Annotated in this window: 20 protein-coding genes and 1 pseudogene; 7 read left to right on the forward strand and 14 right to left on the reverse strand. The window is 62.9% G+C overall.

Going from position 1 to position 26832, the window contains the following annotated elements:
• The first annotated feature begins 392 nt into the window (after positions 1–392).
• From AAHK20_RS08200 to AAHK20_RS08210, 3 genes and pseudogenes are all read left to right on the forward strand, one after another.
• On the forward strand, positions 393–5693 hold the full coding sequence (locus AAHK20_RS08200; RefSeq protein ID WP_449180951.1) for an ESPR-type extended signal peptide-containing protein: 5301 nt from the start codon (positions 393–395) through the stop codon (positions 5691–5693).
• A 476-nt stretch (positions 5694–6169) separates the two neighbouring features.
• Positions 6170–6964: pseudogene (locus AAHK20_RS08205) on the forward strand (ESPR-type extended signal peptide-containing protein); the annotation flags it as partial.
• A gap of 72 nt (positions 6965–7036) precedes the next feature.
• Positions 7037–9271, forward strand: coding sequence for a YadA family autotransporter adhesin (locus AAHK20_RS08210; protein WP_449180985.1), 2235 nt, complete (start codon positions 7037–7039; stop codon positions 9269–9271).
• 186 nt (positions 9272–9457) lie between these two features.
• On the opposite strand, the gene AAHK20_RS08215 is transcribed toward AAHK20_RS08210, so the two are convergent.
• Entirely contained in the window at positions 9458–13060 is a 3603-nt protein-coding gene (locus AAHK20_RS08215) for an indolepyruvate ferredoxin oxidoreductase family protein (RefSeq protein WP_449180952.1), read from the reverse strand.
• A 383-nt stretch (positions 13061–13443) separates the two neighbouring features.
• On the opposite strand from AAHK20_RS08215, the gene AAHK20_RS08220 reads away from it, so the two are divergent.
• Positions 13444–13626: a hypothetical protein gene (locus AAHK20_RS08220; RefSeq protein ID WP_449180953.1), complete on the forward strand. Its 183-nt coding sequence runs from the start codon at positions 13444–13446 to the stop codon at positions 13624–13626.
• Positions 13627–13752: 126 nt separating this feature from the next.
• Here the strand turns inward: AAHK20_RS08220 and hppD are convergent, their stop codons facing one another.
• Entirely contained in the window at positions 13753–14850 is a 1098-nt protein-coding gene (gene hppD, locus AAHK20_RS08225; protein WP_449180954.1) for a 4-hydroxyphenylpyruvate dioxygenase, read from the reverse strand.
• A 145-nt stretch (positions 14851–14995) separates the two neighbouring features.
• On the opposite strand from hppD, the gene AAHK20_RS08230 reads away from it, so the two are divergent.
• A complete protein-coding gene (locus tag AAHK20_RS08230) occupies positions 14996–15520 on the forward strand; it encodes an Lrp/AsnC family transcriptional regulator (RefSeq protein ID WP_449180955.1) in 525 nt (174 codons plus the stop codon).
• 66 nt (positions 15521–15586) lie between these two features.
• On the opposite strand, the gene AAHK20_RS08235 is transcribed toward AAHK20_RS08230, so the two are convergent.
• From AAHK20_RS08235 to paaA, 8 genes are all read right to left on the reverse strand, one after another.
• Positions 15587–16255 (reverse strand): GNAT family N-acetyltransferase, encoded by a 669-nt coding sequence (locus AAHK20_RS08235; protein WP_449180956.1) that lies wholly within the window; start codon positions 16253–16255, stop codon positions 15587–15589.
• Between the two features lie 236 nt (positions 16256–16491).
• Positions 16492–17097 carry a TetR/AcrR family transcriptional regulator gene (locus AAHK20_RS08240; protein ID WP_449180957.1) on the reverse strand — a complete coding sequence of 202 codons (606 nt, stop codon included), beginning with the start codon at positions 17095–17097 and terminating at the stop codon, positions 16492–16494.
• Between the two features lie 46 nt (positions 17098–17143).
• Complete coding sequence (locus AAHK20_RS08245) at positions 17144–17977, reverse strand: DUF1835 domain-containing protein (RefSeq protein WP_449180958.1); 834 nt, start codon at positions 17975–17977, stop codon at positions 17144–17146.
• A 126-nt stretch (positions 17978–18103) separates the two neighbouring features.
• Positions 18104–19192 carry a 1,2-phenylacetyl-CoA epoxidase subunit PaaE gene (gene paaE, locus AAHK20_RS08250; protein WP_449180959.1) on the reverse strand — a complete coding sequence of 363 codons (1089 nt, stop codon included), beginning with the start codon at positions 19190–19192 and terminating at the stop codon, positions 18104–18106.
• 7 nt (positions 19193–19199) lie between these two features.
• Positions 19200–19742, reverse strand: coding sequence for a 1,2-phenylacetyl-CoA epoxidase subunit PaaD (paaD, locus tag AAHK20_RS08255; RefSeq protein ID WP_449180960.1), 543 nt, complete (start codon positions 19740–19742; stop codon positions 19200–19202).
• 41 nt (positions 19743–19783) lie between these two features.
• On the reverse strand, positions 19784–20587 hold the full coding sequence (paaC, locus tag AAHK20_RS08260; RefSeq protein ID WP_449180961.1) for a 1,2-phenylacetyl-CoA epoxidase subunit PaaC: 804 nt from the start codon (positions 20585–20587) through the stop codon (positions 19784–19786).
• Positions 20588–20594: 7 nt separating this feature from the next.
• Complete coding sequence (gene paaB / locus AAHK20_RS08265) at positions 20595–20879, reverse strand: 1,2-phenylacetyl-CoA epoxidase subunit PaaB (protein ID WP_010092957.1); 285 nt, start codon at positions 20877–20879, stop codon at positions 20595–20597.
• A gap of 20 nt (positions 20880–20899) precedes the next feature.
• Positions 20900–21901: a 1,2-phenylacetyl-CoA epoxidase subunit PaaA gene (paaA, locus tag AAHK20_RS08270; RefSeq protein WP_449180962.1), complete on the reverse strand. Its 1002-nt coding sequence runs from the start codon at positions 21899–21901 to the stop codon at positions 20900–20902.
• Positions 21902–22192: 291 nt separating this feature from the next.
• On the opposite strand from paaA, the gene zwf reads away from it, so the two are divergent.
• Positions 22193–23665: a glucose-6-phosphate dehydrogenase gene (gene zwf, locus AAHK20_RS08275; RefSeq protein WP_449180963.1), complete on the forward strand. Its 1473-nt coding sequence runs from the start codon at positions 22193–22195 to the stop codon at positions 23663–23665.
• A 67-nt stretch (positions 23666–23732) separates the two neighbouring features.
• On the opposite strand, the gene AAHK20_RS08280 is transcribed toward zwf, so the two are convergent.
• The 3 genes from AAHK20_RS08280 to AAHK20_RS08290 are packed head-to-tail and all read right to left on the reverse strand — an operon-like array spanning position 23733 to position 25056.
• Entirely contained in the window at positions 23733–24206 is a 474-nt protein-coding gene (locus AAHK20_RS08280) for a lytic transglycosylase domain-containing protein (protein ID WP_449180964.1), read from the reverse strand.
• A gap of 26 nt (positions 24207–24232) precedes the next feature.
• Entirely contained in the window at positions 24233–24658 is a 426-nt protein-coding gene (locus tag AAHK20_RS08285; protein WP_449180965.1) for a hypothetical protein, read from the reverse strand.
• Positions 24659–24675: 17 nt separating this feature from the next.
• The gene (locus AAHK20_RS08290; protein WP_449180966.1) at positions 24676–25056 is read right to left on the reverse strand and encodes a hypothetical protein; all 381 of its coding nucleotides are present in this window, start codon (positions 25054–25056) and stop codon (positions 24676–24678) included.
• A gap of 267 nt (positions 25057–25323) precedes the next feature.
• On the opposite strand from AAHK20_RS08290, the gene AAHK20_RS08295 reads away from it, so the two are divergent.
• Positions 25324–26610: an SGNH/GDSL hydrolase family protein gene (locus AAHK20_RS08295; protein WP_449180967.1), complete on the forward strand. Its 1287-nt coding sequence runs from the start codon at positions 25324–25326 to the stop codon at positions 26608–26610.
• Positions 26611–26640: 30 nt separating this feature from the next.
• On the opposite strand, the gene AAHK20_RS08300 is transcribed toward AAHK20_RS08295, so the two are convergent.
• Positions 26641–26832: hypothetical protein (locus AAHK20_RS08300; protein WP_449180968.1), on the reverse strand; the 192-nt coding region annotated here is incomplete at its 5' end.

Genomic DNA, 26832 nt, shown 5'->3' on the forward strand with positions numbered 1-26832 from the left:
GCTGCGGCTGCGTTTGATTGCTGGAAATGAACGCCACGAAACGAGAGTTTCGTGGCGTTTTTGTTTGCGCGTCGGATTCTGTTTGAGCAGCGGGGCGTGCCGACATTGGAGGGGCTATATGCGTCGAATGGCTAACTTAAAAGTGTGAACGGGAGATTCAGCCTTTTCAGCATTCTTGATGCGTGCGTCATAAGAATTAGGAGTTGTCTGATTCGTTGTCCGACCCGGTGTCGGTAAATTGGCCTCAAAAGCACGGCCGCTAGTGAATGCGGCGGCGCGGGTCTCATTTGTCCGTTGTTCTCTCGGACTGGTCCTAAATCAGGGGTTTTGAGATTGGCCGAAACGCCGTGTGAGCTCAATTAATCCGCTTCGAACGCGGCAAAGGAAAGACGATGAACAAGGCGTATCGCGTGATCTGGAACGAAACTACCGGCATGTGGATGGCCGTTTCGGAGCTTGCTCGGGGGCGAGGAAAGCTGAACCGTTCGGTGGTTAGCGATGATCGCGCCAGCGTAGAAGCGGCCATCGGCGTGTCGACGGTGCCGGCGAACGTTTCCGGTCGAGATGACTGGGCCAGTGATGTGCGCAAGTACATGATGGCGTTGGTTACGGTGCTCGGTGGCATGTCCGGCGGCGAAGCTTTGGCTGCAACCGCTCCGTGCGACAACAACGCAAAGGTCAATAATAGTTATAACGCCCTTTCCTGTGGGACTAACGCTGCTGCTCAATACGCCGGCGATGTGGCCCTTGGAACCAACGTTACGGCGAATTCCTCAGGACAAGGCTATTCGGCGATTGCGATCGGCGCCGATGTGGCTGCCACGAATGCGGGCATCGGCATCGGCTCGAGCGTTAAGGCATCGGGCGCGAACTCGGTCGTTTTGGGACACAACTCCACTGCTACTCAAGCTAACAGCGTTGCGCTCGGGAGCAATTCCACGGCAGATCGTGGGCCTATCACGACCGTTACCGATCCTCTGTCGTACAACAAGAGTACCGTCACAACGTCTTCAGGCGAAGTATCCGTCGGGTCGTCTACGAACAAGCGCCAGATCACCAACGTCGCCGCCGGCACACAGGCCACCGACGCTGCCAACGTCTCACAAGTGTCGGCCGTGAAGACGGTTGTCGACACCAACGCATCGCGCGTGGCCACGGCGCTGGGTGGTGGCTCGACCGTGGGTTCGGACGGCACGATCTCTTTGCCGTCGTACACGATCGGAGGCACGCCGTTCACCAGCGTCGGCGGCGCGCTGGGCAACCTCGACGTGCGTCTGAGCACGCTCAACGGTCTGGCCGCGACCTATACCGATACGACCAAGGCGACGTTGTCGCTGGGCGGCGCGAGCGGCACGAAGGTGACCAACTTGCAGGACGCGACGCTGTCGACCACGAGCAGGGATGCGGTGACGGGGCGCCAATTGAACACCACGAACACCAACGTCACGAACCTGACGAACACGGTGAGCGGCATCGACACGCGCCTGACCACGGCTGAAGACAACATCGGTGGCTTGGAGACGCGCGTTACAACGAACAACGCGGCGGTTGGGGCGGCGCAATCGCAATTGAACACGTTGGACGGCGTGGCGGCGAAGTACGACGACACGAGCAAGGGCACGATGACGCTGGGCGGCGCGAACGGGACGAAGGTGACGAATCTGCAAGATGCGACGCTGTCGGCCACGAGCACGGATGCGGTGACGGGCCGTCAATTGAACACCACGAACACCAATGTTACGAACCTGACGAACACAGTGAGCGGCATCGGCACGCGAGTGACGACGGCTGAAGGCGACATCAGTGACCTGGATACGCGCGTCACGGTGAACAACACGGCGATTGGCACGACGCAATCGCAGTTGAACACGCTGGACGGCGTGGCGGCGAAGTACGACGACGCGACGAAGGGCACGATGACGCTGAGTGGCGCGAACGGCACGAAGGTGACGAATCTGCAAGACGCGACGCTGTCGGCGACGAGCACGGATGCAGTGACAGGCCGCCAGTTGAACACCACGAACACCAACGTCACGAACCTGACGAACACGGTGAGCGGCATCGACACGCGCGTGACGACGGCCGAAGGCAACATCGACAGCCTGACGAGCCAGATCACCAACATCAGCAGTGGCACGGCGGGCCTCGTTCAGCAAGACGCCACGACGAAGAACCTGACGGTCGGCAAGAACGCGGGCGGTGCGGAGGTGAGCTTCGCGGGCCAGGACGCCGATGGCAACGCCACGAAGCGCAAGCTGACCGACATTGCCGACGGCACGAACGCGAACGACGCGGTGAACTACGGCCAATTGTCGACGGTGAAGACCGGGGTGGATCAGAACACGCAAGATATCGCGACGAACGCGACGAACATTGCGACGAACACGGCGAGTATCGCGGCCAACGCGAAGGCGACGGCGGATGCGCTAGGCGGCGGCGCCGCGGTGGGTGCGGACGGCACGGTCACGGCGCCGAGCTACACGGCGGGCGGCACGACGTTTAACAGCGTGGGCGGTGCACTGAGCAACCTCGACGGCCGAGTGACGCAGAACACCGCAGACGTTGAAAAGAACACAAGCGACATCAGCAACCTGAGCAGCCAGATCAACAGCGGCACGGCGGGCCTCGTTCAGCAAGACGCCACGACGAAGAACCTAACGGTGGGCAAGAGCGTGGGCGGCACGGAAGTGAGCTTCGCGGGCCAGGACGCCGACGGCAACGCCACCAAGCGCAAGCTGACCGACGTTGCGGACGGCGCGAACGCAAACGACGCGGTCAACTTCGGGCAACTCTCTTCGGTCAAGACGACGGTGGATCAGAACACGACGAACATCGGCACACTGAACACGACGGTGAGCGGAATCGACACGCGAGTGACCACGGCCGAAGACAACATCAGCGGCCTGGATACGCGAGCTACGACGAACAAGACGGCGATCGATGCGGCGCAATCGCAGCTGAATACGCTGGACGGCGTGGCGGCGAAGTACGACGACGCGACGAAGGGTGCGATGACGCTGGGCGGCGCGAACGGCACGAAGGTGACGAACCTGCAAGACGCGACGCTGTCGGCAACCAGCACGGACGCGGTGACGGGCCGCCAGCTGAACAACACGAATACCAATGTCACGACCCTGACGAACACGGTAAGCGGCATCGATACGCGCGTGACCACGGCCGAAGACAGCATCAGCGACTTGGATACGCGAGTTACGACGAACCAGACGGCGATCGACGCGGCGCAATCGCAGCTGAATACGCTGGATGGCGTGGCGGCGAAATACGATGACGCGACGAAGGGTGCGATGACGCTGGGCGGCACGAACGGCACGAAGCTGACGAACCTGCAAGACGCGACGCTGTCGGCAACCAGCACGGACGCGGTGACGGGCCGTCAACTGAATGCCACCAACACGCGCATGACCACGGCCGAAGGCAATATCGATACCCTGAAGACCCGGCTCTCGAGCATCAGCGGCGGCACGGCGGGCCTGGTGCAGCAAGACGCGACGACGAAGAACCTGTCGGTCGGCAAAGATACGGGTGGCACGGAAGTGAGCTTCGCGGGCCAGGACAGCGACGGCAACGCCACCAAGCGCAAGCTGACCGACGTTGCGGACGGCACGAACGCGAACGACGCGGTCAACTTCGGGCAACTCTCGTCGGTCAAGGCGACGGCGGACCAGAACACGACGGACATCGGCACACTGAACACCACGGTGAGCGGTATCGACTCGCGCGTGAAGACGGCCGAGGGCAGCATCAGCGACTTGGATACGCGAGTGACCGCGAACAAGACGGCTGTTGGCGAGGCGCAATCGCAGCTGGACGCGCTGGATGGAGTGGCGGCGAAGTACGACGACACGACGAAGGGCACCATGACGCTGGGCGGCGCGAACGGCACGAAGGTGACGAATCTGCAAGACGCGACGCTGTCGGAAAGCAGCACCGATGCGGTGACGGGCCGCCAGCTGAACACCACGAACACCAACGTCACGAACCTGACGAATACAGTGAACGGCATCGACGCGCGCGTGATCACGGCCGAAGGCAACATCGACAACCTGAAGAGCCAGGTCACCAGCATCAGCAGCGGCACGGCGGGTCTTGTGCAGCAAGACGACTCAACGAAGAACTTGACGGTCGGCAAGAGCACGGGCGGCACGGAGGTGAGCTTCGCGGGCCAGGACGCCGATGGCAATGCGACGAAGCGCAAGCTGACCGACGTTGCCGATGGCACGAACGCGAACGACGCGGTCAACTACGGGCAGCTCTCGTCGGTCAAGGCGACGGCGGACCAGAACACGACGAACATCACGGCGAATACCACCAGCATCGCGGCCAACGCGAAGGCGACGGCCGACGCGCTGGGCGGCGGCGCGACGGTGGGTGCGGACGGCACGGTCACCGCGCCGAACTACGCGGTGGGCGGCAAGTCGTTTAACAACGTGGGCGGCGCGCTGGGTAACCTCGATGGCCGAGTCACAACCAATACGACCGACATCGCCGACCTCAAGAGTTCGATCACCGACGGCTCGGTCGGCCTGGTTCAGCAAGACCCGGAATCGGAAGACATCAACGTGGCCGCGACCAAGGGCGGCAATAAGGTGAACTTCGCGGGCACCGACGGCGATCGCGTGCTGGCGGGCGTGGCAGACGGCGAAGTGAGCGCGACGAGCAACCAGGCCGTCAACGGCAAGCAGCTCTACTCGACCGGCAGCGGTATCGCCGACGCGCTGGGCGGCGGCGCGGGCGTCAACGCGGACGGCACGTTCCGGGCGCCGACATACACCATCGGCGGTGCCCAGCAAAACAATGTCGGCGATGCGCTCAAGAACCTCGACGACCGCGTCGCGAAGAACACGAGCGACATCGCGGGTAACACCAACGCCATCAACCAGATTAACGGCGGCGATGGCGGCGGCGGTTTGACGAAGAACAGCGTTCAGTACGACACCGACGACCACACCAGCGTGACGATGGGCAGCAGCGACGCCGGCGCCGTGAGCGTGAAGAACGTGAAGAACGGTAACGTTGCCCAAAACAGCACCGACGCCGTCAACGGCGGTCAGCTTTGGGATACCAATCAGATGATCCAGAATCTGGATCAAAAGGTCACCAACAACCAGACGACGGGCAACTCGAATGTCTCGGTGAAGTCGTCGAATCCGACGATCGCGTCGGCGAGCGGCAACGCATCGGTGGCGATTGGCGGCGGCGCGCAGGCTAGCGGCGCGCAGTCGACGGCGCTGGGCGAAAACGCGGTGGCGTCAGGGACCAACTCGGTCGCGTTGGGCCAAGGCTCGGTGGCCGACGAGGACGGCACGGTTTCCGTGGGCTCGAGCACCAGCCAGCGACGCATCACGAACGTCGCCATCGGCCAGAACCCGACCGATGCCGTCAACTATGGGCAGTTGAATCAGCTGCGCAGCGACATGAACAACAGCATCAACCAAGTCGCGAAGGCCGCTTACGGCGGTATCGCGGCAGCGATGGCGATGCCGAACATGATGCCGAGCGGTCCCGGTCGAACGGTGGTGGCGGCTGGCGCGGCCAACTACAAGGGCTACAACGCGGTCGCGGCTGGCGTGACGTACCGTTCGCGCAGTGGCAACCTGCTCGTCAATGGCGCGCTGTCGATGACGCAATCGGGGGAAGCGGGCGTTCGTGCTCAAGTCGGCTACGACTTCTGACGCGTTCGGTTATCGTCTTTCATTGCATTCGCCCGAGCGCCGGCCGTTTGGTTGCCGGCGCCTAGATTGAAGGTCGGTACGTTATCCAAGTCGCAAAAAAGCGGCGGCTCGTTCGAAACGAGCCGCCGCTTTTTTTGTGCCTCGCAACTCTCATCACACCGTTCGCCTAAATTCAGACGCCTTTTTCGCAAAAAAATGCTTCAAATGGCAACGCTGGTTATTCAAAAAATAAACCCTAAAAATACGATCTTTCTGTTGTTTTAATGCCTCCCGCATAAAAAATAGGCGATTTCTTATGTCGTGATCGTAGGGGCGTTAGTAGATTCCTCTCGCGCCGAAACCCGGCAGCTCGTCAACGTAGCGACACCCGTCTCATTTCCCTTGTTTTTAATTTGGGCGCTAATCGACCTATTGAGGTCGACGGGAAATGTCGTGCTCGCTATGTTTTCTCGCGCCAAATCATGCAAGAGAGAACTATGAACAGGACATATCGCGTAGTCAGAAATCAGACAGGCATCTTGGCTGTGGCATCCGAAATCGCCCGCGGTCGCACGAAAGGCACACGATCCAAATTGTTGGCGGCCATTCTTGCGATAGCCGGCGCGGATCTCGCGTTGGAATCGAAATCGGCGTACGCAGGCTACGCGGCGGGCACCGATGCAAGTGCGGCGAACACGCATGACACTGCTGTCGGTGACAGTGCGGTGGCCGATTCCGGTGAGGCGACTGATGACTACGCGGCGGCATTCGGCTATTTGGCGAAAGCTTATGGTGCGGGCTCGATGGCCTTCGGTTCCGGCGCCACGGCAGGCAGCGTGGATGACAAGGGGAAGGCGCTTTACGCGATGGCATTTGGGGCCAAGGCCACTGCGACAGCACTGGACTCGCTTGCGCTTGGTCACAGCGCCTCCGCGACCGCACAGGATGCGCTTGCGCTTGGCCACAGCGCCTCCGCGACCGCACAGGACTCGCTTGCGTTTGGTCACAGCGCTTCCGCGAAAGCACAGGATTCGCTTGCGCTTGGCCACAGCGCCTCCGCCTCAGGAGAGGAATCACTTGCTTTCGGTGTTAACGCCTCCGCTGCGGACAGTCGTTCCATTTCAATTGGTTCCGCTGCGACTTCCACTTCGGGCGGCATCGCGATAGGTGCTGGAGCTACAAGTAGCGGTCGAAATTCGTTCGCTATGGGCTTTGGATCTGAAGCATCGGCTTCAGGCAGTGTGGCGTTTGGCCCGGGTGCCCAAGCTAAAGCGGCGGATGGTGTCGCATTCGGTTCGAACTCCATTGCCGACCGCGGAACCGTATCTAACGTGGTTGATCCGCTGTCTTACAGCGGCGCGACTGTGACGACTCGTTCCGGCGAAATCTCGGTCGGCTCCACGTTCTCCGGGCGGCAACGCCAAATCACCAACGTCGCCGCCGGCACGCAGACGACCGACGCGGCCAACGTCGGGCAAGTGTCGGCCGTGAAGACGGTTGTCGATGCCAACGCGAAGGCGACGGCGGCCGCATTGGGCGGCGGTTCGACCGTGGGTTCGGACGGCAAGATTTCGGCGCCGTCGTACAAGCTCGGCGACGAGACTTTCACTAACGTCGGCGGTGCGCTGGGCAAGCTCAATGACGGCATGGGTGAGGTCGTAAGCGGCCTCGGCACAATGAATGAAACCCTGCAGGCTGCTGGAGAGAGCATCAATGGCCTGGACACGCGCGTGACGGCAAACAAAACGGCGATCGACGCAGCGCAAACGCAATTGAACACGTTGGACGGCTTGGCGGCGAAGTACGACGACACGACCAAGGCGACAATGACGCTGGGCGGCGGCGAGAACGGCACGAAGCTGACGAACCTGCAAGACGCGACGCTGTCGGCAACCAGCACGGACGCGGTGACGGGCCGTCAACTGAATGCCACCAACACGCGCATGACCACGGCCGAAGGCAATATCGATACCCTGAAGACCCGGCTCTCGAGCATCAGCGGCGGCACGGCGGGCCTGGTGCAGCAAGACGCGACGACGAAGAACCTGTCGGTCGGCAAAGATACCGGCGGCACGGAAGTGAGCTTCGCGGGCAAGGACGCCGACAACAATGCCACGAAGCGCAAGCTGACCGACATTGCGGATGGCACGAACGCGAACGACGCGGTCAACTTCGGGCAACTGTCGTCGGTCAAGACGACGGTGGACCAAAACACAGCCGATATCGCGACCAACAAGACAAACATCGCGGCCACTGCCAAGGCGACTGCCGATTCGCTGGGCGGCGGCGCGGCTGTCAATGCGGACGGCACATTCAAGGCGCCGAGCTACACGGTGGGCGGCCAGTCGTTCAACAACGTCGGCGGCGCGCTGGGCAACCTGGACGGCCGCGTCACGACCAATACGTCGGATATCGCCGACATCAAGAGCTCGATGTCCAGTGGCGGCGGCGGTTCGGATGGCCTGGTTCAGCAAGACGCGGACACCAAGGACATCAACGTCGCCAAGACGAAGGGCGGCAACAAGGTGAACCTCGCTGGCACCGACGGCGATCGCGTGCTGGCCGGCGTGGCGGACGGCGCAATCAACGCGACCAGCAACCAGGCCGTCAACGGCAAGCAGCTGTACTCGATCAGCAGCGGCGTGGCCAGCGCGCTGGGCGGTGGCGCAGGCATCAATGCGGACGGCACGTTCAAGGCGCCGCTGTTCAACATCGGCGGCGCCCAGCTGAACAATGTCGGCGATGCGCTCAAGAACCTCGACAATCGCGTTGCGAACAACACTACTGACATCAACACCCTCAAGAACAGCGGCGGTGGCGGCAATGGTGGCGGTACGATCAAGAACGGCGTCCAGTACGACTCCGACACGCACGACAGCCTGACGCTGAACAGCGGCGGCAACGCGGTGAGCCTGAAGAACGTGAAGAACGGCACCGTCGCCAAGGACAGCACCGATGCGGTTAACGGCGGCCAGCTTTGGGACACCAACGAAGCGATCAAGAACCTGGATCAAAAGGTCACCAACAACCAGACGACCGGTAACTCGAACGTCTCGATCAAGTCGACGCCGGGCCTTAAAAGTGCATCGGCGAGCGGCGACGGATCGGTCGCGATGGGCGGCGGTTCGGTAGCGAGCGGCAAAAATTCGACGGCGCTGGGCCAAAGCTCGGTGGCGTCGGGTGAGAACTCGGTCGCGTTGGGCCAGGGCTCGGTGGCCGACGAGGAGAACACGGTTTCCGTGGGCTCGGACAGCCAGCAGCGTCGCATCACGAACGTCAAGGCTGGCCAGCGCTCGACCGACGCCGTCAACATGGGGCAGTTGAATCAACTGCGCAACGACATGAACGGCGCGATCAACTCGGTTGCTCGAGCCGCCTACAGCGGCATTGCCTCGGCGATGGCGATGCCGAATCTGACGCCTAGCGGTCCAGGCAAGACGATCGTGGCGGCTGGCGGCGCGAACTACAAGGGGTACAGCGCCGTTGCGGCGAGCGCGACGTACCGTTCGCGCAACGGCAGGTTGCTGGTGAACGGCGCGGTCTCGGTCGCGCAAACGGGTGACGCGGGCTTCCGTGCCCAAGTCGGCTACGAGTTCTGACCGCGCGCGTCACCGTCCTTCAGTGTGTTGGCTCGCGTACCGGCCGCCTGGCGGCCGGCGCTGAAAACGAAGGCCGGTGAGTTACCCAAGCGGTAAGCAGCAAAAGGAAAGGCGGCGGTTCGTGAGAGCCGCCGCCTTTTCGTCATTACCTACTAGTCAACAATCAGCGCTTCGCCGCGCCTTGCTTCAAGCCGCGTGCTGCCGAGCCTCCCCGCCGCCCGGCGTGCGCCACCGCGCGAGCAAGTCGTTCCACTTCACGCGAACCGCGCGCAGGTTGTTCTCCTTGACGTGACCGTAGCCGCGAATCCCATCCGGCAGGCTCGCAAGTTCGATCGCCAGCGCGAGCTTGTCGGCCTTCAATCCGCCGATCAGCTCGCGCACGAGCGCCTCGTACTCGCCGATCAACGCACGCTCGGTCTTGCGCTCCTCGGTCCTGCCAAAGACGTCGAGCGCCGTGCCGCGCAGGAATTTCATCTTCGCGAGAAGCTTGAACCCGGTCATCATGCGCGGACCGTACTGCTTCTTCACCAAGTGGCCCTTCGTGTCCTTCTTCGCGAAGGTTGGCGGCGCGAGATAGAAGTTGAGCTTCCAGTCGCCCTCGAATTGCGTCTTCAGCTTTTCGATGAACGCCGGGTCCGACTGAAGACGCGCGACTTCGTACTCGTCCTTGTACGCCATCAGCTTGTACAGATTTCGGGCGACCGCTTCCGTGAGCGGTTCGTGCATGGCGTCGCTGTCGAGCGCGTGCTCGGCTGCGCGCATTTGCTCGACGAGCGTCGAGTAGCGCGTCGCATAGGCCGCGTTTTGATAGGCGGTCAGTTGCTCGACGCGCTTCGCGATCAACGAATCGACGGCCTTCTTCGTGTGCAACGCGATCACCGTCGCGCTCGTCGCATCGCTTGCGGCGACACCCGTGCTGGCCGGCGACGCGGCGCGCCTCACGCTCGCCAGATCATGCGCGGCACGGCGGCCCCATTCGAAGGCGGCGAGGTTCTTCTCGACCTGCACGGCGTTCAGCTCGATCGCGCGCGTGAGCGACTCGTGCGTGAGCGGTAGCCAGCCGCGCTGCCACGCGTAGCCGAGCACGAACGGGTTCGTGTAGATCGCGTCGCCGAGCAGCGCGACGGCGAAGTGATTGGCGTCGACCAGATCGACGTCGTCGCCCGCTGCCGCGCGCACGTCGGCTTCGGTGGAGAGGCCCGGGAACGCCCAGTTCGGGTTCTTGATGAATTCGGCCGTCGGCGTCTTCGCGCTGTTGATGACCACGCGTGTCTGGCCATGCTTCATGCGCGACGTGCATTCATCGGTCGCGGTGACGATCGCGTCGCAGCCGATCACGAGATTCGCTTCGCCCATCGCGATGCGGGTCGCGTGGATGTCGGCCGGCGCGTTCGCGATCTGCACGTGGCTCATCACGGCGCCGCCTTTTTGCGCGAGGCCGGTCACGTCGAGCACGGTGACGCCCTTTTGCTCGAGGTGCGCCGCCATGCCGAGCAGCGCGCCGATCGTCACGACGCCGGTGCCGCCGACGCCCGTCACGAGCACGCCGTACGGCCGGCCGATCGCGGGCAGGTCCGGCTCGGGAATCGCCGGCAATTCACCGACGTCGCCGCCGACCGCCTTCGGCTTCTTCAACTGTCCGCCTTCCACCGTCACGAAGCTCGGGCAGAAGCCTTTCAGGCACGAGAAGTCCTTATTGCACGAAGACTGATTGATCTGCCGCTTGGTGCCGAACTCGGTTTCGAGCGGTTCGACCGACAGGCAATTCGACTGCACCGAGCAATCGCCGCAACCTTCGCACACCGCCTCGTTGATGACGACGCGGCGCGCCGGGTCGGGGAATTCGCCTTTCTTGCGACGACGGCGCTTTTCGGTCGCGCAGGTCTGGTCGTAGACCAGGATCGTCGTGCCGGCGATCTCGCGCAGCTCTTTCTGCACCGCGTCGAGTTCGTCGCGGTGATGGATGTTCACGCCCGGCGCAAGCAGCGTCGTGCCTTGGTACTTCTGCGGCTCGTCGGTGACGATCACGATCTTCTTGGCGCCTTCGGCCGCGAGCTGATTCGTGATTTGCGGCACGGTCAGCACGCCGTCGACGGGCTGGCCGCCCGTCATCGCGACCGCATCGTTATAGAGGATCTTGTAGGTGATGTTCGCCTTCGACGCGATCGACGCGCGGATCGCAAGCAGCCCCGAGTGGAAGTACGTGCCGTCGCCCAAGTTCGCGAACACGTGCTTTTCGGTCGTGAACGGCGCCTGGCCGGTCCACGCGACACCTTCGCCGCCCATCTGGCTGAATGTGCTGGTGTTGCGGTCCATCCAAACGGTCATGTAGTGGCAGCCGATGCCGGCCATCGCGCGCGAGCCTTCCGGCACGTTCGTCGACGTGTTGTGCGGGCAACCCGAGCAGAACCACGGCTTGCGCTCCGCTTCGATGACGCGCGGCTTGGCGAGCGCCTTCTCCTTCGCTTCGATCACGGCGATGCGCGCCGCGATGCGCGCGCGCACGTCGGACGGCAGGTCGAACTTGTCGAGGCGCGTTGCGATGGCCTTCGCGATGATCGCCGGCGACAGTTCATAGTGCGCGGGCAACAGCCAGTTGCCCATCGGCACCGACCATTCGCCGCCTGCGCCGTCCTTCTCGTCGAACTTGCCGAACACGCGCGGACGCTGACCGTCCGGCCAGTTGTACAGCTCTTCCTTGATCGCGTATTCGAGAATCTGGCGCTTTTCCTCGACCACCAGAATCTCGTCGAGACCGCGCGCAAACGCATGCGCGCCTTGCGCTTCGAGCGGCCACACGCAGCCGACCTTATAGAGACGAATGCCGATGCGCGAACACGTTTCGTCATCGAGACCGAGGTCCGTCAGCGCCTGGCGCACGTCGAGATACGCCTTGCCGCCGGTGATGATGCCGAAGCGCGCATGCGGCGAATCGATCTCGACGCGGTCGAGCTTGTTCGCGCGCACATAGGCGAGCGCGGCGTACCACTTGTAGTCGAGCAGACGCGCTTCCTGCACCAGCGGCGGATCGGGCCAGCGAATGTTCAAGCCGCCGTCGGGCATCGCGAAATCGCTGGGTAGCACGATCTGCGTGCGCTGCGGATCGATATCGACCGAGGCTGACGATTCGACCACGTCGGTCACGCACTTCATCGCCACCCAGAGACCCGAGTAGCGGCTCATCGCCCAGCCGTGCAAGCCGAAGTCGAGATATTCCTGCACATTCGACGGGAACAGCACCGGCACGCCGGATGCCTTGAAGACGTGCTCGGACTGGTGCGCAAGCGTGGAGGACTTGGCGGCGTGGTCGTCGCCGGCGAGCACCAGGACGCCGCCGTGTCGCGACGAGCCGGCCGAGTTGGCGTGCTTGATGACGTCGATGCTGCGATCGACGCCGGGGCCCTTGCCGTACCACATCGAGAACACCCCGTCGTACTTCGCGCCGGGGTAGAGGTTGACTTGCTGTGAGCCCCAGACCGCGGTCGCGGCGAGGTCTTCGTTGATGCCGGGTTGGAACACCACTTGGTGGCCAGCGAGGTGCTTCTTCGCTTTCCACAATGAGAGATCGAGCCCGCCGAGCGGAGATCCGCGATAGCCGGAAATGAAGCCAGCCGTATTGAGCCCGGCGGCCTTGTCGCGTTCCTGTTGCAGCATCGGCAGGCGGACCAGCGCCTGGATGCCGCTCATGTACGCGCGGCCGCGTTCGAGCGTGTATTTGTCGTCGAGCGTGACGGAAGACAACGCGGCTTCGAGCGAGGCTCGCTGACCAGCGTCTAGCGGGGCATTCATTATGTGGACTCCTCCAACCCAGTCTGGGATCGCCAAAACTTCTGGGCCTGGAACATCTTGTGAACGCTCCGGCCGGGGCCGCCATATTGACGGGTTTTGAGAAATCCTAGCACTGGTGGAAACCCGCCGCAGAACGCCGATAGAGCCTTATCTGACGCGGCGAACCACGCTTTGTGACAGGCTGATTACGCCGGCTGACATGGGATGCAACGGAATTCGGCGTTCTGTAACGTCCTGTAAAACCTCGTGCGCCAGCGGAACCGGTCATACAACCTCTGTCTAATTCCCAACTTGCTTGATCTGCGCCTAGGTGCAGCGCCGCGAGGCTCTATAGAGTGCGTCGCGGCCGAAAGGCAGTTTTGCAGTGTAGAAAAAGGAGTTTTATGAACACTCGAAATATCCAGACCTTCCTCATGGTCTCCGCCGCGTTCTTCGCGATGAGCGCGCCGGTTCGGGCGACGAGCGGCAACACGCTCGCGGCAGCGGTCGCGCACACGGCGCAGACCGCCGAAGCTGCAGCGGACACGACCCAGGTCCAATTGACGATCAAGGACACGCGCTTCTGACGCGCGAGCCACGCACAAAAGCAAAAGGGCGAAGATCGCGAGATCTTCGCCCTTTCTACTTACGGTCCTTCTTTTAGACAGCGCGTCGCCGCAGTCCGCGCGCGACGCACTCAAAGCCCCCGCTTATCAGTTCTTGTCCTGCACGACGCCGCGCCGGATCTGATCCAGTTCGATCGACTCGAACAGCGCCTTGAAGTTGCCTTCGCCGAAGCCCTGATTGCCCTTGCGCTGGATGATCTCGAAGAAGATCGGGCCGATCTGGTTCTCGGTGAAGATCTGCAGCAGCAGGTCTTCCTTTGCGCCGTCGATCAGGATCTTGCGTTTCTTCAGTTCGTCGATCGGTTCGCCGTGATCGGGCACGCGGCGGTCGACGAGCTCGTAATACGTGTCGATCGTGTCGAGCAGCTTGATGTTCGACGTGCGCAGACCATCGACGGTGCGATAGATATCGGTCGAGCCGAGCGCGATGTGCTGGATGCCTTCGCCGTGATAGGCGTCGAGGTATTCCTGAATCTGGCCGGCCGTCTCCGAGCCTTCCTCGTTGATCGGAATGCGGATCTTGCCGCACGGCGACGTCATCGCCTTCGACTTCACGCCGGTCACCTTGCCTTCGATGTCGAAGTAGCGGATTTCGCGGAAGTTGAAGAGACGCTCGTAGAACGAGGCCCATTCCTGCATGCGGCCACGATGGACGTTGTGCGTCAGGTGGTCGATGTAGGTGAGGCCGTGACCGGCCGGGTTCTGGTCCGCACCCGGGATCGGCTCGAAGTCGACGTCATAGATGTCGATGTCGCCGATGCTGCCCGGTTGCGCGCCGTTCTTGCCGCGCCAGCGGTCGACGAAATAGATCAGCGAATCGCCGATGCCCTTGATCGCCGGGATGTTCAGCTCCATCGGGCCGGTCTTGTTGTCGAAGCCCCACGCGCCGAGTTCGAGCGCGTGCTTGTACGCCTTCGCGGCGTCCTGCACGCGGAACGCAATCGCGCAGATCGACGGGCCGTGCAGGCGGGTGAAACGTTGCGCGAACGAATCCGGTTCCCCGTTGACGATGAAGTTGATGCCGCCTTGGCGGTACAGCGTCACGTCCTTGTGGCGATGGCGCGCGATCGCGGTGAAGCCCATTTGCTCGAACAATTTGCCGAGCGCCTTCGGGTCCGGCGCGGTGTATTCGATGAATTCGAAACCGTCGGTGCCGACGGGGTTTTCCCAGGTTTGGACCTGCATCTGCGTCTCCTGAATAGCTCGGCGCGAGCCGTATTGAATAAGCGCAAGTGTAGAGCGGTGAGGGCGGAGGAAACTTGCGAACTTAATCGGCCGTGACTACGATGGCGCAATTTGCTGTCTCAATAAGACGGATTCAGGACGGGAAATGGCTGCCATCGAACTCGACGCCGTCGACAGGCGAATTCTTGCGGTTCTTCAGGAGAATGGACGGCTGTCGAATCAGGACATCGCCGACCGGGTGAACTTGTCGCCGAGCCCATGCCTGCGGCGCATCCGGCGCCTCGAGGAGAGCGGGGTGATTCGCGGCTATGTCGCGCTGCTCGACGCGCAGAAGCTCGGGCTCGACCTGCTCGCGTACGTGAACGTGCGGCTCGAAAAGCGCGGCAGCCCCGCGGATAGCTTGTCGGGGAAGCGCGGTGAAGCGTCGATGCGCGCGGGTACGACGCACGCGGAACTGTTCAAGGCGTCGGTGCAGACCTGGCCGGAGGTCGTCGCCTGCCATGCGATGGCGGGCGATATGGACTATCTGCTGCGCGTGCAGGTCGAGGATATGGCGCACTTCTCGCGCTTCGTGCAGGACCAGTTGCTGCACCATCCGTCGGTGATCGACGTGAAGACGAGTTTTTCGCTCGAGCGCATCAAGGAGACCACGGCGCTGCCGATTCTGTGAGCAGGCCGCCGCAATGAAAACGGGCGGCCGAAGCCGCCCGCGTCTGGGTGTATCGAGAAACGCCGATTAAACGGCGATATCCGACGGCACCATCGATTCGAGGAATTGCGTCGTGCGGCGCACTTGGCGCTTGATCGCGTAGTCGAACACCGCGGCTTGCTCCTGAAGCATTTCCGCGATGATGCTGGTTTGGTCGGCGGGCGACAGCTTCAGATAGGCATCGGCTTCGCCGTACGCGTATTCGATCTTCATGCCGGCTTTCTTCGCGATGTGCATCATCGTCGAGTTGCGCGACAGGCAGTGCATGTAGAGGTGGCTGACGTGCGTATTGCGGCTGCGGATCGCGGCGCGCTCGAAGAGCTTCGTGCCGATGCCGTTGCCGCGCGAGCTTTCAAGCACCGAGACGCCGAATTCCGCGGTGCGCTTGTCGCCTTCGGCCGGCAAGTAGGCCAAATGGCCGACGCCCACCAATTCCAATTCTTTGTTGAAGACGCCGAACACGGTATCGCGCGAGAAGTCGATCGCGCGGACGTAGTTTTCAATGACGTGATCCGGTACGAATTGACCAAAACGCAGTAGACGGTCATCCGAATCGAGCGCGAGAAAGTGCGTGAGCAGACGCTCACGGTCGTTAGACGTCAGTTCCCGGACGAGAGCCGGCGCGCGAACAGCGGAAAGCAACGGGCGATCGGAAGTCTCGATCGGCTCGGCGGCGCGGTTACGGTGCTGTTTCATCGTGGGTTCTCCTATGCTCGTGGTGCGCGGCATTGCTGCAACGCAATATGCATTTTAACGGAAACGCAACTGACGAACTAGGGAAAACCCGTATCTCGGACTGAGCGCAGCTTCTAAACTTCGCAGGAATACGCTCTAAGTTATTGTTTTATATAGATGTTGAGGATGTGTTGTGTAACCGCACAACACCCTGGCTGCGTCGATCCGGCGCAGCCAGGGATTGCTGCCATGCAAGATCAACCCTTGTCGAGCAGCCCATTCTCGAGGACGCTCATGACCTGCTCGGCGAACTCGCTATACCCGAGCCGTCCGCCCGGCTTGAGCCAGGTGAAGGTCCAGTTGATCATGCCGAACACCATCATCGTGAGCGCGGTCTGGTTTTCCTTCGTGGCGCGCTCCGGATAGGCGCGGGCAAGCTGGCGGGCAAACGCGGCGACGATGTCGCGCTGGCGATTGAGCACGATCTCGCGCTGCGTCTCGAGGAGATATTTGACGTCGTTCAGAAGCGCGACGTGGCGGCTGTGCGAAGTCTCGTACTCGGCAAGAAATGCGCGCACCAGCTCCGCGAAGGTCTCGCGTTCGGATAGCCCGCGCCGCTGGCTCGAGCCTTCGACCTCGGCGATGATCAGCATCAGCCGTTTCGTGTAGCGGTCGAGCAGGTCGAAGAGGATCGCTTCCTTGCTCTCGTAATAGTGATAGAGGCGCGCCTTCGACGTGCCGCTCGCCGCGGCGAGATCCGCCATCGACGTGCTCGGGTAGCTGGTTTGTGCAAACTTTGCCGCTGCGAGTTCGAGGATTTGCTCGCGTTGGGATTCGTGATCGGGTGCTCGGGTGCGGGCCATGACTTAGGGCGCTGTATTAGGGCGCTGAATCGTTGCTGTGTTGTTGTTATTGGGGGGCGGCAGCGCGGCATGCGTGCGCGGCTGCGCGCAGTTCCAGCGTGCGCCAGTTCGACGCGTTCGGCAACTTGCCGCGCAGCTCGATGCGTCCGGCTGCGGCGGCTTCTCGGCAGCGCCAGAGCGCGACTGAGTCGCTGACGAGGAAACCGACGTCCGCCACCATCAGCTCGGCGGCGACGCGCGCAGCAACCTGCCAGCTGTCGCTCGCGCGGTCGACGAGAATCGCGTCGAGTTCGGCGAAGCTGCCGCTTTTGAACGTGTTGTCCTGCCAGCGGCGGGTTTCCGCATTCGCCTGCTTGACCTCCTGCCACTCGAGCGCGAGACGGCTGATGCGCAGCACGGAGATCGGCGCAGCGTCGTCGAGCTTCGCGCCGAGAATCTCGGGATTGAACATGCCGACCGCGGTCGCACGATCGGAGCGAGCCGTCGCCAGCGCGCCGGCGCCGAGATCGTCGATCGAAAGACGCACTTCGTTGATCCGCTGCGGCACGTTGCGCAGGTGATAGGCGACGCGACGCAGCATCAACTGGTCGCCGGCGCTCTGTGCGTGCCAGATGACGACAGGCGCATCCGTGCTGACGAGCCGTTCGATGCGTGCCGCCTCGGCGTCGAGTTCGCGGGCGAAATCGATGCGCGTATCGTCGTCGAACACGCGTTCCCAGAAAGCCTTGCGAACGTCGGGCGTGTCGTCGGCGCCGCGCAGCGGGCCGATCGCGAGATCGTCTCGCAGTGCGACGACTTCGTCGCTTCGTCCTGCTTGCAGGAGCGCGATGCGCAAGGCTTCGGCGGCCGAGCCGCCAGGGATGACGTGGATTGTGCTCATCGAGATAGCGGGTGAATAAAAGAGGCCGCTCGCTGGCTGGACGCTTTGGTCCGGCCGGCGAGCGGCCCCTAGTTTAAGCGATCGCGCGACCGCGACAGCCGACGGCCGAGGGAGCGCTCGCGACGCTCAGCGCTCGTCGTAGCTCACGACAACCTTATCGCTGACCGGATGGCACTGGCACGTCAGGACGAAACCATCCGCGATTTCCTGCTCTTCGAGCGTGTAGTTCTTCTCCATCCGCACCTCGCCTTCGATCACCTTCGCGCGGCACGTGCAGCAAACGCCGCCCTTGCACGCGTAGGGCAGCGCGAGGCCGGCGTGCAGGCCGACGTCGAGCAGGCTCACGCCTTCATACGGCAGGCGCAGCTTGCGCCGCTTGCCGTCGAGGACGATTTCGAGATCCGCGGCCGGCGTGCTTTCGGTGATTTCGACGACCGGTGCGCCTGCCTGCGGCAGCGGGGTGCCGAAGCGCTCAACGTGGACTTTCTCTTGCGCGAGGCCTGCGGCCTTGAGCGCGGCTTCGGCCGCATCCATCATCGGCGCGGGGCCGCAGATGAACGCTTCGTCGATCGCGGCGGCGGGAATGAGTTCTTCGAGGAATGCCGCGCACTTCGCCTGATCGAGCACGCCGTTGAAAAGCTCGACGTCCTGCATATCGTCGGAAAGGACGTGGTACAGCACCAAGCGGTTCATGAACCGGTTCTTCAGGTCTTCGAGCTCTTCGGCGAACATGATCGCGTCGACGCTGCGGTTGCCGTAGATCAGCGTGAACGTGCTGCGCGGCTCGATTTCGAGCGTCGTCTTGATGATCGCGAGCACCGGCGTGATGCCCGAGCCGCCCGAGAACGCGACGTACTGCTTGCCCTGATCGGCGTTCAGATGCGTGAAGAAGCGGCCGTCGGGCGTCATCACGTCGATCGTGTGACCGGGCTGGAGCGTATCGAACGCGAAGTTCGAAAAGCGCCCGCCGCGCACGCGCTTGATGCCGATGCGCAGTTCGCCGTCGCGATCGTAGTCGGTGACGCCGACGCAGATCGAATACGAGCGGCGCGTTTCCTCGCCGTCGATGTGAGTCTTCAGCGTAACGAACTGGCCTTGCGTGAAGCGGTATTGCTCGCGCAGCTCGACGGGGATTTCAAACGAGACCGAGACCGCGTCGGCGGTTTCGGGGCGCACCTCGCGGATGCGCAGCGGATGGAATTGCGGGGTCGCCATATCGGTATCAGTAGGGTTTGAAGTAGTCGAAGGGCTCGCGGCAGTCGAGGCAGCGGTAGAGCGCCTTGCAGGCGGTCGAGCCGAATTGCGCGAGACGCTCAGTGTGCGCGGAGCCGCAGCGCGGGCAGGCCGGCGCCGCCATCGGGCGCGGCGCGAATCGGACGACTTTTTCTGCGGCGGGGTTCGAGCCGCTGCCGCATTGGCCCGTTGGCGGTGCGATGCCGTAGGCGCGGAGCTTGTCTTTGGCTTCGTCCGTCATCCAGTCGGTCGTCCACGCCGGGGCGAGCACGGTTTCGATCCGGTACGGCGCCAGCTCGGCGACGTCGAGCGCATGTGCGACGTCCTCGGCGATTTGCGACATCGCCGGGCAGCCCGAGTACGTCGGCGTGATGACGACTTCGAGCACGCCGTCCGTGGCGCGGCTGACGTTGCGCAAGATGCCCAGCTCGCGAATCGAGACGACCGGAATCTCGGGGTCCGGTACCGCTTCGAGCACGGACCAGGCGCGCTCGAGCGCGGCGTCAGAAGCGAGAGTGGCGGTCGATGTCATCGTTGAAACTCCATTTGCCGCGGGCGTCGTCTGCCCGCTCATCACCAAATCGCGCCCGGATGCTGACGGGCAATGCTTTGCATCGTCGCGAGCAGGAAGCCCATGTGTTCGGAATGCTCGCCGTGCTTGCCGGTCGTGATGTGCTTGACCGGCTCGGGCAGCGAGAGGGTCGCTTCCTCGAGCGCGGCCTGCACGTCTTCGAGCCACCCCGCTTCAAAGTCGGCGAGGTTCGGGCCGATACCCGCTGCGGCGATTGCTTCCTCGACCGCATCGGTGGCGAAGAATTCGCGCGTGTACGGCATCAGGTAGTCGAGCGCGGCTTGCGCGCGGCGATGCGATTCGTCGGTGCCGTCGCCGAAACGGATCAGCCATTCGCGCGCGTGATGCAGGTGGTAACGCGTTTCCTTGATCGACTTCGATGCGATTGCGGCCAATTGCGAATCGCTCGACGCTTCGAGCGCCGTCCACACATGCGCCATCAGCGCCGCGTAGAGGTAATTGCGCACGATCGTCACCGCGTAGTCGTTTTCCGCGCGCGCAGTGCCGCAGAGCGGCCCGTAGTGCGGCAACTCGGCGAACGTGTAGTTCGCGAATTCGCGTTCCGCGCGCCAGTACGCGTAGTGGTCTTCGGTCTTGCTCGCGCCGGTGAGCGCGAGCTCGATCACCGCCGCGTGCGAGTACAAGAGGCGCGCCTGACCGATCAGGTCGAGGCTCATATTGGTGAGCGCGATATCTTCTTCGAGAACCGGGCCATGGCCGCACCATTCGGCGTTGCGCTGTCCGAGGATCAGCGCGTTGTCCGCGAGGCGCAGCACGTACGAGAGATGTTGGGGCGTCGTGTTCATGGCGCGCTTACATGTGGTTGACTTCGTCGGGCAGCGTATAGAACGTCGGATGGCGGTAGATCTTGTCGCCGGCCGGCTCGAACAGCTCAGCTTTCTCGTTCGGATCGGACGCCGTGATCGCCGACGACGGCACCACCCAGATGCTCACGCCTTCCTGGCGGCGCGTGTAGACGTCGCGCGCCATGCGCAGCGCCATCGAGGCGTCGGCGGCATGCAGACTTCCGCAATGCTTGTGGTCGAGCCCTTGCTTGCTGCGCACGAACACTTCCCAAATCGGCCATTCCTTGTTCATCGATATCTCCTAAACCAGATTTAAGCGGCTTCTTGATGCGCACGGCGGCGCTGCTTTTCCGCGTGCGCGAGGGCCGCTTCGCGGACCCAGGCGCCGTTTTCGTGTGCCTTCACGCGAGTGGCGAGGCGCTCCTTGTTGCACGGACCGTCGCCGTTCACGACGCGCCAGAATTCTTCCCAGTCGATCGTGCCGTAGTCGTAGTGACCGCGCGCTTCGTTCCATTTGAGATCCGCGTCCGGCAGCGTGACGCCGAGCACCTTCGCCTGCTCGACCGTCGCATCGACGAACTTCTGACGCAGGTCGTCATTCGTGATGCGCTTGATGCCCCATTTCGCCGACTGGTTGCTATGGACCGAATCCTTGTCGCTCGGCCCGAACATCATCAGCACCGGCCACCACCAGCGGTCCACCGCTTGCTGCACCAACTCGCGCTGAGCGTCGGTGCCGCTCATCATGGCGAGCAGGGCGTCGAAGCCTTGGCGCTGGTGGAACGACTCCTCCTTGCAGACGCGGATCATCGCGCGCGCATAGGGGCCATACGTGCAGCGGCACAGCGGAATCTGGTTCATGATCGCGGCGCCGTCGACGAGCCAGCCGATCACGCCGACGTCTGCCCAGGTCGGCGTCGGATAGTTGAAGATGCTCGAATACTTGGCCTTGCCGGAGTGCAACGCGTCGACCAGTTGATCGCGCGAGACGCCGAGCGTTTCGGCCGCGCTATACAAATAGAGACCGTGGCCCGCTTCGTCCTGCACCTTCGCGAGCAGGATCGCCTTGCGTTTCAGGCTCGGCGCGCGGGTGATCCAGTTGCCCTCCGGCAGCATGCCGACGATTTCCGAGTGCGCATGCTGCGAGATCTGGCGCACGAGCGTCTTGCGGTAGGCGTCGGGCATCCAGTCCTGCGGTTCGATTTTTCCGTCGGCGTCCATCACCGCGTCGAAGCGGGCTTGCAGTTCGGGCGAATCGGCGGCGGCGTCGAGCGGCGCGACGTTGCCGGGGATGTCGAGGGATTGCGTATACATGGGGAACGCTCTCGTCCGAAGTTGTCGTTGGTGGAGTATAAATCAACCGACCGGTCGGTTAATAAATTATTTTGAGTTTTTTTCGATCGGATCGGCGGCGTGTCCGGTGAGCGAACGCCCGCATACGGCGGATTGACATACGAGCGGGGCACAGTAACGAGTTCAGATCGCACGCACGCGCAAAAAAGGGCCGGGCTGGCCTCACCGTTTCGTGCAAAAAGTCCGGCAAACATGCACCATAGGTGCCTTGAGAAAATTGCTCGTCCAACCTCTTAGAACCGCACGTCCATCATGACTCAGGCTCCTTCCACTGCTCCCGACCTTCCCCTCGACATGATCATCTTCGGCGGGGGCGGGGATTTGTCCGCTCGCAAGCTGTTGCCGGCGCTCTATATGGCGCACCTGCACGGCAATCTGCCGCCGGAGACGCGGATCATCGCCGTCGGCCGCAAGGACTGGACGCAGGAGCAATACCTTGCCTTCATGGAGGAGCACTCGCGTCCGTTCGTCGACAAAGAGGCGCTCGATCCGCAGGCGTGGGACAAATTCCTCGCACTGTTCGCGTACGTGCGCATCGACATCGGCGCCGCCGGCGACTACTCACGCCTTTGCGCGACGGCCCGCCGCGGCGCTCAGCGCGTGTTCTATCTCGCGACCTCGCCCGAGCTCTTCACGACGATCTGCGACAACCTCTCGGCCTGCGGCCTGTGCGATGACAAGGCGCGCGTCGTGCTCGAAAAGCCGCTCGGCCACGATTTCGAGTCGGCGCAGGCGATCAACGCGGCGGTCGGACGCCACTTCAGCGAATCGCAGATCTACCGGATCGACCACTACCTCGGCAAAGAAACCGTGCAGAACCTGATGGTGCTGCGCTTTGGCAACGCGATTTTCGGTCCGCTCTGGCAGGCGCCGTATATCAAGAGCGTGCAGATCACGGTGGCCGAGACCGTCGGCGTGGGCAGTCGCGCGGGTTTCTACGACCAGACGGGCGCGTTGCGCGACATGGTTCAGAACCACTTGCTGCAGCTCTTGTGCATTGTGGCGATGGAGCCGCCGGTGTCGCTCGATCCGGACGCCGTGCGCGACGAAAAGCTGAAGGTGCTGCGCTCGCTGCGCCGCATGACGGTGGCCGATATCGCGCGCGATACCGTGCGCGCTCAATACATGGCGGGCGCGGTCGACGGCGAGCCAGTGAAGGGCTATCTGGAAGAAGACAACGTGCCGTCCGGCAGCGGCACGGAAACGTTCGTCGCGCTGCGGGCGCACATCAACAATTGGCGCTGGGCCAACGTGCCGTTTTTCCTGCGTACCGGTAAGCGTCTGCCGCAGCGGCGCTCCGAAATCGTCATCGAGTTCGCGGATATGCCGTTTTCGATTTTCCCGAGCGGTCCGCGCAACTATGGCAACCGTCTCGTGATCCAGTTGCAGCCGGAGGAGTCGATCCAGTTGCAGATGCTCGCCAAAGAGCCGGGTAGCGGCATGCACATGCTGCCGGTCAACCTGAATCTCGATCTCCAGCAGGCCATGAGCGGACGTCGCGCGGAAGCCTACGAGCGCTTGCTGATCGACGTGATCCGCGGGCGCTTGACTCACTTCATGCGCCGCGACGAGGTCGAAGCGGCGTGGGCGTGGGTCGAGCCGATTATCGATGGCTGGAAGGAACTGGCTGACCGGCCGCGCAACTACACGGCGGGCACCTATGGGCCGGCGGCATCGTCGGCGTTGATGGCGCGCGAAAACATGTCGTGGGCGGAAGAGGTGTAAGGCGCGACGCGCCTTAGCGCGGAAGAGGGGCCGGGCTTTCCGTCAGGAAGCCCGGCCCCATCGCATTTCAGGGGGCGGCGCCCCACGACACGAGCACCTTGTAGATGCCGCGCGCGTATTGATCGCGCGGCTGCGGGCTCTCCGAGTGATAGGCGCCGATCGCCTTCCACGTGTTGCCGTAGCGAATCATCTTCTGCTTGAGAATCCATGCGGCCACGTAGACGTTCACGCACGCATCCTTGAGCGCGTATGGCGGCACACCGTAGCGGCGGAGCTCGCCGAAATGGACCGAGTTGATTTGTGCCTGACCGACATCGATGCTGCCGTCCGAATTGCGATGCACGGCATCCGGATTGCCCTTGGACTCGAACCAGGCGATCGCGCGCAGGATCACCGGATTCACACCTTGGTAGGCGCCGGCTTGGGCGAAGCAGTCGTCGTCGGCGGCATAGCTCGACGCCGGCAGCGCGAAACCGAACACGGCAAGTAGCGCGGCGATGCTGGCGCGGCGCAGGCGCGGCGATGCGAATAGCGAATTCATGGCGGACCTCGGCTCGGTGCGGTGCGCTAGTGCCACATGGCGACGGACTCGACTCCCGCCGCAACGTGCCGGTCCCGCGCAGGCGACTGCAGGAGCGCGTCGAGTTGCGTTTCCACGTTCGTCAGATAGGCGTGCGATTCGTCGCTGACCACCACACGCACCTGCATCTCCGGTGCTTTTTTCACGGGGGCGCGGCGTCCTTTCTTCGTATGGCGAGTTTCGGCAGGCGCGGGCGCGTCCTCGTCGCTGTCTCCTGGGGACGGCGGCAAGGATGCAAAGGATGGAATCGGCGGGAACACTTGGTTCGGCGCGGCCGTCGCCGTGGTCGGCTTGATCGCGAACGGCTTCGACGAGTCGATCTGGCTCGCCGCGGCTTGGGCATCGCCGGCGGGTGGCGCGGCGCATGCGGTGCCGCACGCTAACGCGGCGATGGAGATGATGATTCGGAACATGGCGAAGGCTCCCCCGGTTACTCGGTCGGCTTGATCTGGACGCTGTACGGCTGACAACTGCCGACGGCGACGTTTTCGAGTCGAATGGCGGCGGTCCGCTGCGGCGTGATTCCGCGCTTCACGGACTGATTCAGATACGCGAAGTCCTGCGGAAGCGCGGCGACGACGATGGTCGTCGGCTGCGGTTGCTTCGACGCCACGGTGCCCACCTTGGCAAGCACCTCGGTGAGTTGGGGATCGCGGGCGCCTAGCGCGTCGGCCGGAATCACGAAATCGACGATCTTCTTGGATGCTGGGGCCGCCGCGCTAACGTTTGCGCTGGCGTCCGGATGCTGCGACTGGAGTTGGGCGCACCCGGATAGGGCCGCCACGACGATGAGGCCGATAAGCAGTTTCACGTGTCTCTCCCACGATTAGAGGTGTCTTATCGGCAGGCGCGGCGAATGATTTACCCCTCGACGCAAACGATTGCCGTGGAATAAGGGAGACAGGTCGTTATTTGCTCAGCGCTTGTTTTTAAGCGTTTCCATAGTATGGTTTTAATCACGCAATCGTGTGATGAAAACACGGCTGTTTGACACCCGAATGGCAGTGTTCCGGCGAGTGACGTAAACGCGGGTCCATCAGGCACAATCGGCGTTTCGCCCGAAACCGACGCCAACCGAATGACCTTTCGCTTCCGTAAATTCATCGCCCTCAACGCGACTCTGTGCGGCATCGCATTGTTTTCGCAATTTCCCGCGATCCCGTGCGCAGTCGCCGCCGACGCGCCTTCCCACTGGGTGACGTCCTGGGCCACCGCGCTGCAGCCGATTCCGAACCGAGCCGACTTGCCGCCGCTTTACCGCGCGCCGGAAGTGGCGGCGCGCACGGTGCGGCAGATTGTTTTCCCGAGCTTGTCTGGGCGCGGAGTGCGCGTTCACATCAGCAACGCGTACGGCAGGGAGCCGTTGGTGTTGGAAGATGTGCAGATTGCGCAGTCCGGCGGCGGGGCAGCGCTGAGGGCCGGCAGTTCGATGCAGGTGACGTTTGGCGGACGCAAATCCGTCACGGTGCCGCCCGGAGGGGAGTTGGATAGCGATCCGGTTCCGTTGGAAGTCAGCGCGGGTGCGCCTTACGTGATCAGCTCCTATATGGGGCAGCAACAGACGCTGACGGTATGGCACCGCGTTTCGAGCCAGGTCAACTACGTGTCGACGCCTGGCAACCACGCCGCCGACGCCGGCGCAGACGCCTATCGGACGAAGTTCACTCAGTACGCGTGGGTGTCGGCGTTGACGGTCGATGCGCCCTCATCGGCTGCCATCGCCGCGATCGGCGATTCGATTACCGATGGCATGCGCTCGAGCCTGAATCGAAATCAACGCTGGCCGGACGCGTTTGCCCGCCGGCTCGCCGAATCGGGGAATGGCGCGACCTCGATCCTGAATCTGGGAATTAGCGGCAATCGGCTGCTGAGCGACTCCCCGTGCTACGGCGACGCCCTCGTGCGCCGCTTCGACCGCGACGTGCTCGCCCACCCAGGTGTGAAAGCGGTTGTGCTGCTGATCGGGATCAACGACATCAACTTCCCGGCGATGCCGTCGCGCGCCGGTCTCGACTGCGATTTCCCGCACACGCCGGTGACAGCGCAGAGTTTGATCGCCGGCTATCAGCAGGTGATTGCGGCGGCGCATCGGCACGGGATGCGAATTTTCGGCGCCACACTGACACCCGCGTCGCTGCCCCGCGACCGCGAGGAGATTCGCCAGGCGGTCAACCGTTGGATTCGGACGAGCGGCGCGTTCGATGGCGTGGTGGATTTCGACGGCGCGCTGCGCGATCCGGCCCGGCCGGATCGTCTTTTGCCGCGCTACGACAGCGGCGACCACATCCACCCGAGCGACGCGGGCTACGCGGCAATGGCAGCTACAGTCCCGCTCGCGGCGGTCGCTGAAGCCGCGCACCGCTGAGTGCGCGAAAAAAGTTGCGTCACACCCTTGTCACGGAGCGATGGTTGGCCTACTATTCGCCTCCTCGCTTGATTTGAAGCGAGCGCCGCTGCAGAAACCAGCGGCCGTAACGTCAGCAAGATTTAAGCGAATGCAAAAAATCAGTTGACGAAGCGAAAAAGGTTCTTCATAATCTCGTTTCTCTGCTGCTGATGCAGCGACGCAAGACGGTAGCGAAGTTAG

The sequence above is a fragment of the Trinickia camelliae genome (genome assembly GCF_053525655.1).

What these genes read in the sequence shown, in the direction of transcription:
- AAHK20_RS08285 (WP_449180965.1), bottom strand. Translation starts at nt 24,658, where the DNA reads ATGTTCCGAATCATCATCTCCATCGCCGCGTTAGCGTGCGGCACCGCA.
- AAHK20_RS08220 (WP_449180953.1), top strand. Translation starts at nt 13,444, where the DNA reads ATGAACACTCGAAATATCCAGACCTTCCTCATGGTCTCCGCCGCGTTC.
- hppD (WP_449180954.1), bottom strand. Translation starts at nt 14,850, where the DNA reads ATGCAGGTCCAAACCTGGGAAAACCCCGTCGGCACCGACGGTTTCGAA.
- paaC (WP_449180961.1), bottom strand. Translation starts at nt 20,587, where the DNA reads ATGAACACGACGCCCCAACATCTCTCGTACGTGCTGCGCCTCGCGGAC.
- paaE (WP_449180959.1), bottom strand. Translation starts at nt 19,192, where the DNA reads ATGGCGACCCCGCAATTCCATCCGCTGCGCATCCGCGAGGTGCGCCCC.
- AAHK20_RS08245 (WP_449180958.1), bottom strand. Translation starts at nt 17,977, where the DNA reads ATGAGCACAATCCACGTCATCCCTGGCGGCTCGGCCGCCGAAGCCTTG.
- paaD (WP_449180960.1), bottom strand. Translation starts at nt 19,742, where the DNA reads ATGACATCGACCGCCACTCTCGCTTCTGACGCCGCGCTCGAGCGCGCC.
- AAHK20_RS08240 (WP_449180957.1), bottom strand. Translation starts at nt 17,097, where the DNA reads ATGGCCCGCACCCGAGCACCCGATCACGAATCCCAACGCGAGCAAATC.
- paaA (WP_449180962.1), bottom strand. Translation starts at nt 21,901, where the DNA reads ATGTATACGCAATCCCTCGACATCCCCGGCAACGTCGCGCCGCTCGAC.
- AAHK20_RS08295 (WP_449180967.1), top strand. Translation starts at nt 25,324, where the DNA reads ATGACCTTTCGCTTCCGTAAATTCATCGCCCTCAACGCGACTCTGTGC.
- AAHK20_RS08215 (WP_449180952.1), bottom strand. Translation starts at nt 13,060, where the DNA reads ATGAATGCCCCGCTAGACGCTGGTCAGCGAGCCTCGCTCGAAGCCGCG.
- AAHK20_RS08235 (WP_449180956.1), bottom strand. Translation starts at nt 16,255, where the DNA reads ATGAAACAGCACCGTAACCGCGCCGCCGAGCCGATCGAGACTTCCGAT.
- AAHK20_RS08230 (WP_449180955.1), top strand. Translation starts at nt 14,996, where the DNA reads ATGGCTGCCATCGAACTCGACGCCGTCGACAGGCGAATTCTTGCGGTT.
- paaB (WP_010092957.1), bottom strand. Translation starts at nt 20,879, where the DNA reads ATGAACAAGGAATGGCCGATTTGGGAAGTGTTCGTGCGCAGCAAGCAA.
- AAHK20_RS08280 (WP_449180964.1), bottom strand. Translation starts at nt 24,206, where the DNA reads ATGAATTCGCTATTCGCATCGCCGCGCCTGCGCCGCGCCAGCATCGCC.
- zwf (WP_449180963.1), top strand. Translation starts at nt 22,193, where the DNA reads ATGACTCAGGCTCCTTCCACTGCTCCCGACCTTCCCCTCGACATGATC.
- AAHK20_RS08200 (WP_449180951.1), top strand. Translation starts at nt 393, where the DNA reads ATGAACAAGGCGTATCGCGTGATCTGGAACGAAACTACCGGCATGTGG.